The sequence below is a fragment of the Streptomyces sp. genome (assembly GCF_035563135.1).
GTDB lineage: Bacteria > Actinomycetota > Actinomycetes > Streptomycetales > Streptomycetaceae > Streptomyces.
On the sequence record NZ_DATMVN010000071.1, the window covers coordinates 1 to 12211 of the forward strand.

General features: G+C 70.3%; 10 protein-coding genes and 1 tRNA gene. 4 read left to right on the forward strand and 7 right to left on the reverse strand.

The window, feature by feature from the left end; translation table 11 throughout:
* The coding region (locus tag VN520_RS03145) for a DoxX family membrane protein (RefSeq protein WP_325745279.1) at nt 1-1191 on the forward strand (1191 nt) is incomplete at its 5' end.
* Nucleotides 1192-1255: 64 nt separating this feature from the next.
* Here the strand turns inward: VN520_RS03145 and VN520_RS03150 are convergent.
* From VN520_RS03150 to VN520_RS03165, 4 genes are all read right to left on the reverse strand, one after another.
* A complete protein-coding gene (locus tag VN520_RS03150) occupies nt 1256-1975 on the reverse strand; it encodes a nucleotidyltransferase family protein (RefSeq protein WP_325745280.1) in 720 nt (239 codons plus the stop codon).
* Between the two features lie 36 nt (nt 1976-2011).
* Nucleotides 2012-2425, reverse strand: a complete 414-nt coding sequence (locus tag VN520_RS03155) for a hypothetical protein (protein ID WP_325745281.1) — start codon at nt 2423-2425, stop codon at nt 2012-2014.
* Between the two features lie 234 nt (nt 2426-2659).
* Nucleotides 2660-3796, reverse strand: coding sequence for a sn-glycerol-3-phosphate ABC transporter ATP-binding protein UgpC (locus VN520_RS03160; protein ID WP_325745282.1), 1137 nt, complete (start codon nt 3794-3796; stop codon nt 2660-2662).
* Between the two features lie 331 nt (nt 3797-4127).
* Complete coding sequence (locus VN520_RS03165; RefSeq protein ID WP_325745283.1) at nt 4128-5528, reverse strand: RNA-guided endonuclease TnpB family protein; 1401 nt, start codon at nt 5526-5528, stop codon at nt 4128-4130.
* Between the two features lie 156 nt (nt 5529-5684).
* Between VN520_RS03165 and VN520_RS03170 the strand changes: the two genes are divergently transcribed.
* Together VN520_RS03170 and VN520_RS03175 are read left to right on the forward strand one after the other, a co-directional pair.
* Nucleotides 5685-5757: transfer RNA gene (locus VN520_RS03170), tRNA-Thr, on the forward strand.
* 147 nt (nt 5758-5904) lie between these two features.
* On the forward strand, nt 5905-8004 hold the full coding sequence (locus VN520_RS03175; protein WP_325745284.1) for a restriction endonuclease: 2100 nt from the start codon (nt 5905-5907) through the stop codon (nt 8002-8004).
* 360 nt (nt 8005-8364) lie between these two features.
* On the opposite strand, the gene VN520_RS03180 is transcribed toward VN520_RS03175, so the two are convergent.
* The 3 genes from VN520_RS03180 to VN520_RS03190 form a co-directional block, all read right to left on the reverse strand.
* A complete protein-coding gene (locus tag VN520_RS03180) occupies nt 8365-9651 on the reverse strand; it encodes an RNA polymerase sigma factor (RefSeq protein ID WP_325745288.1) in 1287 nt (428 codons plus the stop codon).
* 8 nt (nt 9652-9659) lie between these two features.
* Entirely contained in the window at nt 9660-10067 is a 408-nt protein-coding gene (locus VN520_RS03185) for a YciI family protein (RefSeq protein ID WP_325745285.1), read from the reverse strand.
* Nucleotides 10068-10163: 96 nt separating this feature from the next.
* Nucleotides 10164-11564, reverse strand: a complete 1401-nt coding sequence (locus VN520_RS03190) for an FAD-dependent oxidoreductase (protein WP_325745286.1) — start codon at nt 11562-11564, stop codon at nt 10164-10166.
* Between the two features lie 63 nt (nt 11565-11627).
* Between VN520_RS03190 and VN520_RS03195 the strand changes: the two genes are divergently transcribed.
* Nucleotides 11628-12211 (forward strand): aminoglycoside phosphotransferase family protein (locus VN520_RS03195; protein WP_325745287.1); only part of this gene is annotated, 584 nt, incomplete at its 3' end.

The window sequence follows — 12211 nt, forward strand, 5'->3', positions numbered from 1 at the left end:
CCCATGCGGCAGGCCGTCGGCGCCTACGACACGGCCGGGACACCGGCCCGCGGCGCGTACGACGCCACCTACGACGACGGTCCCGGCTCCGAGGACCACGAGGGCGCCCCGGCCGGGGAAGGACGCCACGCCAACGACACCGTCCGGCACGCCTACTACCCGGGCCGCCGGATGAACCTCGGCGTCGTCCTCCTCCCGCTGCGCGTCATCCTCGGCTTCATCTCCATCTACACCGGCATGGGCAAGCTCTGCGACCCCGCCTACTTCGACGGCGGCGACCGCGGTTCCATGGTCAAGTGGCTGACGTCGCTGCACCCCTGGACCGCCGCCGAGCCCCTGCGCGACTTCGCGCTCTCCCACCCCGTCGCCGCCGGGCTCTCCGTCGCCTTCCTCCAGGTCGTCGTCGGTGTCCTCACCGTCCTGGGACTCTGGCAGCGGGTCGCAGCGGCCTTCGGCGTCCTGCTCTCCGCCGCCATCCTGGTGACGGTCAGCTGGCGCAGCGCCACCTACAGCACCCCCGACGTCATCCTGCTGGCCGCCTGGAGCCCGCTCGTCATCGCCGGCGCCCCCGTCTACTCCCTCGACGGACGCCTCGCGGGGGAGGCCTGGCGCACGCTCGGCCCGCGCTCCGAGATCTGGGACCTCCGCCGCCGGGTACTGCGCCGCGGCACCGTGGTCGCCACCGTCGTCGTCGGCCTGACCCTGCTGGTCGGTTCCATGCTCGGCGGAGCCGTCCGCTCCACCGAGGTCGTCACCGTGCCGGGCCCCGACAGTCACCCGACCAACCAGCTGCCCGGCTCCCCGCTCCCCGACGAGTCCGCGGACAAGAAGCGCAAGCCCTCCCGCACCCCGGACGACCGCACCCCCGAGACGACCCCCTCCAGTGCCCCTGACACCCCGTCGGCCGAGGAGACCGCCCCGGGTTCCGGCTCCGAGCGCGAATCCGGTCCCACGGCCGGGGCGAGCACCGGTGGTGAGCCCAGCCAGACCCAGGGCACCGGCCAGGCGCCTGTGCAGGAGCCCGCCCCGCAGGAGCCTCCGACGGGTGACGCGGGCCCCAGCTCGTCCGGCTCCGCCGCCTCCGGCGGCACGACCGGCGGTTCGGGTGACGGCGGCGGATCCTCCGGAGGTTCCGACGGCGGTTCCTCCGGCGGCGCCGGCCAGAACCCCATCGGCGGCCTGCTCGGCTGACCCCGTACACCACGAGGGCGGCACCGGAGATCCGGCGCCGCCCTCACCCACGTCCAGGGACGGGTCAGCCGCCCGCGTGGGCGCCCAGTTCCTTCGCCGCCTCCGTGAGGTCCTTCGCGGTGTCGATCGCCCGCCAGTACGCCCCGTGCGGCAGCGGGAAGCCGGCCAGCCGGCGCTCACGGGCCAGCCGGGGGAAGGTCATCCGCTCGTGGTCCCCGCGGTCCGGCAGCATCGCGGTGAACGCGGGCGCGAAGACGTACACACCCGCGTTGATCAGATACGGCGACGGCGGCGACTCGATGAAGTCGGTGATGTGCCCGAAGGCGTCCGTCTCGACGGCGCCCCACGGGATCCGCGGGCGGGCGAGAGCGAGCGTCGCGGTCGCGTCCCGCTCGGCGTGGAACGCGGCCATCTCCCGCAGCGAGAAGCGGGTCCAGATGTCGCCGTTCGTCGCGTACCACGGCTCCGACGGATCGGGCAGCCGGGCCGCAGCATGCTTGAGACCGCCGCCCCGGCCCAAGGGCTCGGTCTCGACGACGGTCGTGACACGCAACGGAAGAACGGCCGAGTCCAGCCACTCCTGCAGCACATCGGCGAGATGGCCGCACGAGATCACGGCGTCGGTGACGCCCTCGGCGGCCAGCCAGGACAGCTGATGGCCGATGATCGGGGTCCCGGTCCCCGGGATCTCGACCATCGGCTTGGGGCGGTCATCGGTGTACGGGCGCAGCCGCGAGCCCTGACCACCCGCCAGGATCACGGCCTGCGTCGGATACGTATGCATGCCAGGCACGATATGCCGTGCCCGGACACACCCGGCTCAGCTGAACTGCGCGACGCCCGAGGCGAACGAGGTGTCGCAGACCGGACGGGAGAAACGGTGGGCGCGCGTCGGGCCGTACTGGTCGACGGCGGCCTTGCCCAGCGCCTTGGCGATCGACATGCAGTGCTTCGCGAGGGAGGGCCGCCCCTCGACGGTGCGCTGGAGGCTCGTCAACGCGGCACCCGGGTCCTTCTCACGGAGCTCCAGCAGGAGCTTGTCCCGCAGGACGTCCTGAGGGGCCTGGGCCTTCGCCTGCTTGGACACGGTCTCCGAGGCGGCGGTCAGCAACTGGGTCTCGGTGTCCTGCCCCGACCACTGCACGCGGGTGACCGCGAGGGTCCCGGACAGGACCATGACGACGGGCAGTACAAGAGCTAGGGTTCGGCCGATTCGGCGCGCGGTGTGGGTCACGGAGGCGAGCGTAGCGGCCAGTGATGACTTGGCGACATTTCGTCACCCCTGCGAGGGATGGTTCGAGTGGTCCTTTCGAATCGGGCGTTGACGCGGAGGGGCGAACGGCCCGCTGTACCGGGCTGTCCGGCCCCGGCCGGATCCGAAACCTGATCCCGCCCCGCGGCATGCGAACGGCCCCGCGTCCTCGAAGGACGCGGGGCCGCAGCGGATGGATCAGGCGGGCCGGACGGGTCAGGCGGTCAGGCGCTCACCGGTCGACGTGGCGAAGACGTGCAGCTCCTCCGGGCGCGGCACGACGTGCAGCTCGGTGCCCTTCTCCGGGACGGCACGGCCGCCGACGCGGACGACCAGGTCCTTGTGCTCGCCACCGACCTGCGCGGCACCGTAGACGAATCCGTCGGCGCCGAGCTCCTCGACGACGTTGACGGAGACGGCCAGGCCGGCCGGGGCGTCGGAGGAGGCCTTGGAGAGGCCGGTCGCGGCGGCGCCGCCGTGCTCGACGATGTCGAAGTGCTCGGGGCGGATGCCGACCGTGACGGTGGTGTCACCGCGGTTCGCGGCGGCGGTGAGCGCCTCACGGGAGACCGGGACGACGCTGTTGCCGAACTTCACGCCGCCGTCGGTGATCGGGACCTCGACGAGGTTCATCGCCGGGGAGCCGATGAAGCCGGCCACGAAGAGGTTCGCCGGGCGGTCGTACATGTTGCGCGGCGAGTCGACCTGCTGGAGGAGACCGTCCTTGAGGACCGCGACGCGGTCACCCATGGTGAGGGCCTCGACCTGGTCGTGGGTGACGTACACCGTGGTGATGCCGAGACGGCGCTGCAGCGAGGCGATCTGCGTACGCGTCGACACACGGAGCTTGGCGTCGAGGTTCGACAGCGGCTCGTCCATGAGGAAGACCTGCGGCTCACGCACGATGGCGCGGCCCATCGCCACACGCTGGCGCTGACCACCGGAGAGCGCCTTCGGCTTGCGGTCCAGGTAGTCGGTGAGGTCCAGCATCTTGGCGGCCTCTTCGACCTTCGCCCGGATCTCGGTCTTGTTCACACCGGCGATCTTGAGGGCGAAGCCCATGTTGTCCGCGACGGACATGTGCGGGTAGAGCGCGTAGTTCTGGAACACCATGGCGATGTCCCGGTCCTTCGGCGGCAGGTGCGTGACGTCGCGGTCACCGATGCGGATCGCACCGCCGTTGACGTCCTCGAGACCCGCGAGCATGCGCAGGGAGGTCGACTTGCCGCAACCGGAAGGACCGACGAGGACGAGGAACTCACCGTCCGCGATGTCGATCTCGAGCTGGTCCACAGCCGGCTTCGTGGAGCCGGGGTAGACGCGGGACGCCTTGTCGAACGTGACACTGGCCATGACGATGCTTCTCCTCCACCGGCAGGAACGTGCCGGACGATCCGAGTAGGGAGTGGTGTGGTCCACTGGAGTGAACCTGAGGTGACGCTACCTGGCGTTCCCGGATCTGTCAGTAGTCCGAAGACCATGAAAAATTCGTCGGCAGAGCAACGCACTTTTGACCATGCGCACCCTCGGAGCAGAGCACTGGCTTTTAGCTCTTGCACCGGAGGGGCACTTCCTGCTTCAGCACCCTCTGCCGGTCGGACACACCCTGAGGGGTGCCCGCCCGGGCTTACGTGGGCTCCACGGGCATCACGGCCGACGGCCCGTCGGTCCGTACCGCTCTTCTTCACGCCGCCAGCAGCACTTCTGCCAGCTCCGTTGTCTTGATCACGGGCGGAGGCATCCGCCCTGGTGGCAGTGCGGAAGCCACCAGCCAGTACAGCCGCATCCCCTCCTCCCGGAGGTTCCGCGCCGCGTTCACATCCCGGTCGTGCACGGCGCCGCACTCCGCACACGTCCATTTCCGTTCCGACAGGTCGAGCGACGGGCCCTTGGTGTAGCAGTCGGAGCATCGGCGCGTCGACGGGAAGAAGCGGTCGACGATCACCAACGTCCGGCCGTACCACTCGCACTTGTAGCGCAGCTGCCGTAACAATTCACCCCAGGCCGCGTCCGCGATCGACCGACTCAGCCCTGTCCTGCGCCGACGCCCCGTTCCTGGAGCCTGCCGCAGCAGATTCATGATGGCCAGGTCTTCCACCACGAGCACTTGGTTCTCGCGCACGAGGCGGGTGGTCAACTGGTTCAGCATGTCCCTGCGAACATCACTGATCAACGCGTACAGCCGACCGATACGCTCCCGGGCTCTCCCTCGATTCGCCGACCCCTTCTTCTTCCGGTGCAGCCCACGCTGCAACCTCGCCAGCTCCTTCTCGTACTTCCGCAACAGTCGCGGATGACCCACCTTCGTGCCGTCGTCCAGCGTCACCAACGCCGCCAGGCCGAGATCGATCCCCACCGCCTTCGGCTCATGCCCATCCGACAGAAACATGGCAGGCAACGGCTCGATCTGCTCCTCGACGAGCACCGAGATGAAATACCGCCCAGCCCGGTCCCGCGTCACGGACAGCTTCACCGGAACCACGCCTGCCGGCAGCGGCCGCGACCACCGCACGTCGAGCGGCTCGGACTGCTTCGCCAACGTCACCCGCCCCGTGCCTGGCAGATCCGGGTTCTCCACCCACTGGAAGCCCGTGCGTACGTACGTCGCCGAGTCCCGCGAGCGGTGTTTCCTCTTCCGCTGCGGATACTTCGCCGGTTGCTTGAAGGAGCGAGTGATTGCCCCGTCCAGGTGTCGCAACGACTGTTGCAGCACCGTCGACGACACCTCTCGCAACCAGCCTGTCTCCGATGCCTGGCGCCACCCCGTCAACGCACGGCACGACTCGGCGTACCCCACAGACACCCGATGCCGCTCCCAGGCGCCGACCCGCAGGGCCAGTCCTTCGTTGTAGACCCAGCGGCAGGCTCCGAAGGTCTTCTTCAGCTGCTCGGCCTGTGACGGAGTCGGATAGAAACGGTAGCGGTATACGCGCTGCTGGGTGCCGGGTTTCTTGGCTCGGCTCTTCAGGGCGGTGAAAGCGCGGTCATGATGCTTCTTACGGTTGGCGATGCCCAGGACGTCGCGTTTGATGCGCTCGGCCTCTTCGCCTGTCACCCGTTCCGGCTGGTCAGCCGTGTCCGCCATGCCCGCCCCCCCGACTGGCCGATATGCAGAACAGCACGTCAGTCCTCTTAACGCACGGATGGTCGGGTGGTCACGGTGACGGTGAAACTCAGTGGATCAGTGGGCGAGCCGCTGTGTAGAGTGAGGGCTTGCGCGCGCGGGTTTGGCGTGCGTTACGCCGCCTTAGCTCAGTTGGCAGAGCGGTTGCCTTGTAAGCTCCAGGTCGTCGGTTCGATTCCGACAGGCGGCTCAAAATGCCAGGTCAGCGCCATGCTGGCCTGGTTTTTTGTTGCCTGGGCCGCGATATCGCCTCAGATCGGCCACTCCCGGGACATGGACGTTTCCCTGCGTGTAAGACATGTGCAGGGAATGTGGGGACGGGTGGGGAGTGCGGTAGATGAGTCGTCGGTCCAATGGTCTGGTCGGTGCGTGGGCGGAGTCTCAGCGCCAGCTCCAGCGCCAGCATGAAGCGCAGCATCGAGCCGCTGTTCAGGGTGCGCGTGAGCAGGAGCGGCTGCAGCGTGCCCATGAGCGGGACATGGCGCGGTTGCACCGGGAGCAGCAGGCGGAGTACCGGCGCCGGCGTGAGGCGGATGCGAGGCGGCGTACGGAGGAACTGGAGGCCCGGGTCGCTCTGCTGGAGAACTTGCTGGCGGCCGGTTCGCGCGTGCCCGTGTTCCGGACCGCGTCGCTGACGCGTACGGAGGACATCGAACCGTTCGCGCCGGGACAGCTGGCATGTCCCGTTCCGATGCCTGATGTGAACCGTTATCAGACGCAGGGTGGTTGGACTGCCGGGAGGCGGGCTCAGGCGCAACAGGAGGCGCAGGCTCGGTACCAGCAGGATTGGCAGGCCGCGCAAGTGGCGGAGGCGCAACGGCAGCAGCAGCTCGCGCTGTACCGGCGCCAGTACGACGACTGGGCTCAGGGGCAGTTGGGGGAGATCCGGCGGCATAATGCGGGGATCGCCGAGATGGCTGTGGCGCTTCGGAGGGGTGATGCGGATGCGGTGGTGGAGTATTTTTCTGCCGCGCTGTACGCGTCGTCGGCGTGGCCGGCGGACTTTCCTCGCCAGGTAACGGCTGCGTTCGACCCGGTGGGCAGGCAGTTGGTGCTGGACTGGGAGTTGCCGAGTCTCGCGGTGGTTCCTGAGTCGAAAATCGTCCGATATTTGGTCGGTTCGGACACGGAGAAGGAGACGCCTCGGCCTGCCGGCCAGCGGAGGGCTCTGTACCGGGACGTTCTGGCTCAGTGTGTGTTGCTCGTGTTGCGGGAAGTGTTCGCGGCGGATGAGTTCGGGGCGGTGGAGTCTGTCGCGTTGAACGGTTTCGTGGATGACGTGGATCCGGCGACGGGGCGGCAGGCAGTGGTCTTCCTGAGCACGGTGATGGTCTCGCGGGCCGATTTCGGTGGGCTGAACCTGGAACAGGTCAATGCTGTGGACTGTCTGACGGAGGCGCTGAGGGGGCAGCTGTCGGCTCGTCCGGATCAACGGGTGGCTGTGCGGCCCGGGCGGGTTCCGGCGGACCTGGGGTCGGGCGCCGTGTCACACGGTGGCGGCGGGGATCCGGACCTGCTGGAGATGGACCCGATCGAGTTCGAGGGGCTGGTCGCCGAGTTGTTCCGGGCACGGGGGATGCGCGCGGTGACGACGCAACGTTCGAATGACGGTGGCGTCGACGTCGAGGCTCTGGACCCGGATCCGATCAGCGGCGGGAAGATCATTGTGCAGGTGAAGCGCTACCGGAACACGGTTCCCCCAAGTGCGGTGCGCGATTTGTACGGCACGGTGCAGGGAGCGGGCGCCAACAAGGGTGTACTGGTGACGACATCCGGTTTCGGACCCGGCTCTTACACGTTCGCCAACGGTAAGCCGCTGACGTTGGTGTCGGGGACTGAGTTGGTCGACCTTCTGGGGCGTTGTGGTCTGCGAGGGAGGTTGTCAGCGGGTACGGGTGATGCCACGGTGCCTGCTCAGCGGCCGTCGCCGGACGGCGAGGACGGATCCGGCGGTGATTACAACGTGCTGGGCATGACGTGGTCGGGTGGCGTGGCACTGGATGTGTGCGTTCTGGTGTGCCGTGGTGGCCGGGTGCTCAGCGATGATCACTTCGTGTTCTTCAACAATCCGCAGACCCCTGAGGGCGCGGTGCGTGCTGTGCCCGGGCTCGCGGAGGACCGGGCGGCGGTACGAGTGGCGTTCGATGCGTTGCCTGCCGAGGCGGACCGTGTGGTGCTTGTGGCTGCGGTGGACCCGGAAGTCGATCCTGATGGAGACCTCGAGGGCTTCACCGAGGCCGGCGTCCGGTTGAGGGACGCGGACGGTGTGGAGCTGGACCGGTTGGAGGTGTCCGACGGCCGGGCGGGGGAGGTGGCGCTCGTACTGGGGTCATTCCGGTTGCGGAGCTCCGGCGACTGGGAGTTCGTGCCTGGTGGAAAGGGATACCCGGGAGGGCTGGAGGCTCTGGTGCAGGAGTACGGCATCGAGGTGGCGTAGTCGGCCCGGACCGTGTCGCGGGGCCCGGCCGGGCGCCTGCCCTCAACACCGACCCGCGGTGCGCCCCGCCGTTTTCGCCACACGGCGCGTGCCGAGGTGGGGCGGGGCGGATTCGCGGCGGTCAGCCGTGCGGCAGACGGCGTGCAAGGCGTGGGCCCCGAGGGGGTTCCGCCTCCACGGCGGCTGACAACTACACCGATGCGCCGGCGGTCGGGAAGCTCCCGGCTCGAAGCGATCACTAGGCCCCGCACGAAACTGCCCTCACAGTGGAGGGCCGCGACGGGGTATGCCGCTCCTTGCCCCTGCCCGACGGCATTACCGCTGGCGTTACCAGCCCGATCCCCCCGCGGGTGCGGCCCGTCAGTGGGGCCGGCGGGTGTTGAGGCGGGCGGCCTGGCGGGTCAGGTGGTCGCGTTCGGCGAGGTTGGGTGCCTTGTGGGCCGCCTCGGCGTACAGCCGTGCCGCCGTCGTCAGGTCGCCGGCGCGCTCGTGGAGGTACGCGGCCACCGCGGTGTGGCGGGGGACAGGGTGTGCCTCGCCCGAGCGGGGACGGGAGTCCGGGGAGGAGGTGTCCAGCGCCGCGAGTGCTGCCAGGCCGGCGTGCGGTCCCTCGGCCTCCCCGACGGCGACCGCGCGGTTGAGCCGGACGACCGGGCTGTCGGTCAGGCGTGTGAGTTCGTCGTACCACTCGACGATCTGTACCCAGTCGGTCTCCTCGGCGGTGGGTGCGTCGGCGTGGAGTGCCGCGATGGCGGCCTGGGCCTGGAACTCGCCCAGCCGGTCGCGGGCGAGGGCCGCCTGGAGGATGCCGACCCCCTCGGTGATCAGCCCCGTGTCCCACCGGCCGCGGTCCTGGTCGGCGAGCGGCACCAGGCTGCCGTCGGGCGCGGTCCGGGAGGCGCGCCGGGCGTGGTGGAGCAGCATGAGGGCGAGCAGCCCGGCCACCTCGGGGTGGTCGATGCCGGCCGCGAGCCGGCGGGTGAGCCGGATGGCCTCGGCGGCGAGGTCGATGTCGCCGGAGTAGCCCTCGTTGAAGACGAGGTAGAGGACGCGCAGCACGGTGGCGACGTCGCCGGGCCGGCCGAAGATTCCCCGGGTGCCCGGTTCCGTTCGAGCAGGGGAGGCCACGGTGCGTTTGGCCCGGCTGATGCGCTGCGCCATGGTCGCTTCGGGCACCAGGTAGGCCTCGGCGATCTGGCGGGTGGTCAGCCCGCCGACGGCGCGCAGCGTGAGGGCGACCGCCGATGCCGGGGTCAGCGACGGGTGGGCGCACAGGAAGTAGAGCTGGAGCGTGTCGTCCACCGCGGGGACCGGTCCGGGTGCCGGCTCGTCCTCGAAGCGGTCCTCACGCCGGCGGCGGGCGGCGTCGGCGCGTGCCGCGTCGAGGAACTTGCGCCAGGCCACGGTGATCAGCCAGCCCTTGGGGTCGCGAACGGGGCCTTCCCCGGGCGGGCGGAGCCGGGGGTCCGGGGGAGGGCCTGCATCGTCCGGGCGGAGCCGGGGGCAGGGGGAGGGGCCCGCCCAGGTCCGGAGGGCCTCGACCAGGGCGTCCTGGACGGCGTCCTCGGCCGCTGCGAAGTCGGCTCCGCGGCGGACGAGGACAGCGATCACGCTCGGTGCGAGGCTCCTGATCAGTACCTCGTCCATCGGTGGGGTCACTCCGTGATGGTGGGCGGCGCGGTCAGGAACGGGCGCACCTCCAGCCACTCGTGGATCGGCCTGCCGCCCGCCCCGGGGGCGGCCGACAGCTCTCCGGCCAGCTCGACGGCGCGCTCGTAGCTGTCGACGTCGATGATCATCCAGCCGGCGATGAGGTCCTTGGTCTCGGCGAACGGCCCGTCGGTGACCGGTGGGCGGCCCTCGCCGTCGTAGCGGACCCATGCTCCCTCGGGGGCGAGTGCCTGACCGTCGACGAACTCGCCTGTCTTCTCCAGCCGGGCCGCGAAGTCGTTCATGTACTGCATGTGTGCCGAGATCTCCTCCGGGCTCCACCGCTCCATCGGCACGTCGTTGGCCGGGGCCGGGGCGCCGCGGTAGTGCTTCAGCAGCAGGTACTTGGCCATCGTGGTTCTCCTCGGTGAGCGTGCGGCCCATTGTGGTCGCGTTCACACCGGGGACGGAGCCGGGCGCGCGTTCTCGACATCGCCGCCCGAGTTTTTTCAGTGCCGTCCCGCGATGCGGTCCGCCGCCTTCGCGAGGCGGTCCGTGCCGAGGTGGGGTGAGGCGGATTCGCGGCGGTCGGCGGCGCGGTAGGCGGCGTAGAGGGTGTGGACGCCGAGCCAGCGGAAGGGTTCGGGCTCCCAGCGGCGGACCTTGTGGCCGACCCAGGGGAGGGCGGTCAGCTCGGTGGGGCCGGCCTGGCCGGAGTCCTGCTGGATCAGGTCGCGCAGGGTGCGGGCCGCGAGGTTGGCGGTGGCGACACCGGAGCCGACGTAGCCGCCGGCCCAGCCGAGGCCGGTGCTGCGGTCCAGGGTGACGGTGGCGCACCAGTCGCGGGGGACGCCGAGCACGCCGGACCAGGCGTGGTCGATGCGGGCGCCCGCGGTGGTGGGGAAGAAGCGGACGAGCAGGTCGCGCAGGGCCTCGACGGTCGCGGGCCGGGTGCGGCCGTCGTGGTCGGTGGCCGAGCCGTAGCGGTAAGGGACGCCGCGGCCGCCGAGGGCGATGCGGTCGTCGGCGGTGCGCTGGGCGTACATGTAGGCGTGGGCCAGGTCGCCGAGGGTTTCGCGGCCGTCCCAGCCGATGGTGTCCCAGAGGGACTGGGGGAGCGGCTCGGTGACGATCATGGAGGAGTTCATCGGGAGCCAGGTGCGGCGGTGCCCCTTGAGGCCCGCGGTGAAGCCCTCGGTGCAGCGCAGTACGTAGGGGGCGCGGACCGTGCCGTACGGGGTGACGGCGTGTTTGGGCTTGATCTCGGTGACGGGTGTCGACTCGTGGATCGTGACGCCGAGGGCTTCCACGGTGTCGGCGAGGCCCTTGACCAGTTTGGCGGGGTGCAGGCGCGCGCCGTGCGGGGTCCAGCTGGAGCCGACGGCTCCGGAGACGCGGATGCGTTCGGCGGTCTCGCGGGCGCCGCGCAGGACGCGGCCGGTCTCGCCGAAGGCGGTCTCCACGGAGTGGAGGTCCTTGAGGCGGGCGAGCTGGGAGGGGGTGCGGGCGACTTCCAGGACGCCGCCGTGGTGGATGTCGGCGTCGATGTTCTCGTCGGCGGCGACGCGGATGACCTCGCCGATGGTGTCGTTCATGGCCTGCTGGAGGCGGACCGCGGCGTCGTGACCGTGCAGCCTGGCGTAGCGGTCGCGGCCGGCGATGCCGTTGTAGAGCCAGCCGCCGTTGCGGCCGGAGGCGCCGTAGCCGCAGAACTTGGCTTCCAGGACGGTGATGTTGAGGAAGGGGACGGCCTTCTTGAGGTAGTACGCCGTCCAGAGCCCGGTGTAACCGCCGCCGACGATGCAGACGTCGGTGCCGGTGTCACCGGGCAGGGGTTCGCGTGGGGCGGGAGTGCCTTCTTTCGCGTACCAGAACGAGATGCCGCCGTTGACGGTACTGACGGTGCTCATGTGTCCCCTGCTTGTCCGTGTGCAGACCAGTCGCTGGAGGGACGTTACCTCTACGCTCGTGGGGTGATCGACGTACCGGACGACCTGGTCGTGAATCTGAGTGCCCACAAGGGGGACCAGGGGCGGGAGTTCGCCGGCGTGCTGCCGGGGCTGGCCGAGAGGTTTCTGGGGGAGTGGGGGCTGCGCCTCGACGGGGCCGCGATGAGCGGGGTGTGCGCGCTGGTGCTTCCGGTGGTGCGGGAGGCGGACGGCCGCAGGGCCGCGTTGAAGCTGCAGATGGTGGATGAGGAGACGGTGGGTGAACCGGTCGCGCTACGGGTCTGGGGCGCGGCGGGGGCGGGGGTGGTGGGCCTGCTGGAGCATGATCCGGTGACCGGGGTGATGCTGCTGGAACGGCTCGACGAGCGGCGGCCGTTGACCGGGGTGGCGGATGCGCGGGAGGCGGTGCGGGTGCTCGCCGGGTCGCTGGCCCGCCTGGTGCGGGTGCCCGCCCCGCCGGGGATGCGGCGGCTGGGGGACGCCGCTGCCCGGATGCTGGAGGAGGCGCCCGGGGCCGTCGCGGTGCTGGCGGACGGGGACGAGCGGCGGCTGCTGGCGGACTGCGCGGCTGCGGTGCGGGAGGTGGCGGGGGAGCCGGGGGACCGGTT

Coding starts and splice junctions, on each gene's coding strand:
- VN520_RS03175 (WP_325745284.1), top strand. CDS start 5,905: ATGAGTCGTCGGTCCAATGGTCTGGTCGGTGCGTGGGCGGAGTCTCAG.
- VN520_RS03190 (WP_325745286.1), bottom strand. CDS start 11,564: ATGAGCACCGTCAGTACCGTCAACGGCGGCATCTCGTTCTGGTACGCG.
- VN520_RS03150 (WP_325745280.1), bottom strand. CDS start 1,975: ATGCATACGTATCCGACGCAGGCCGTGATCCTGGCGGGTGGTCAGGGC.
- VN520_RS03160 (WP_325745282.1), bottom strand. CDS start 3,796: ATGGCCAGTGTCACGTTCGACAAGGCGTCCCGCGTCTACCCCGGCTCC.
- VN520_RS03165 (WP_325745283.1), bottom strand. CDS start 5,528: ATGGCGGACACGGCTGACCAGCCGGAACGGGTGACAGGCGAAGAGGCC.
- VN520_RS03180 (WP_325745288.1), bottom strand. CDS start 9,651: ATGGACGAGGTACTGATCAGGAGCCTCGCACCGAGCGTGATCGCTGTC.
- VN520_RS03185 (WP_325745285.1), bottom strand. CDS start 10,067: ATGGCCAAGTACCTGCTGCTGAAGCACTACCGCGGCGCCCCGGCCCCG.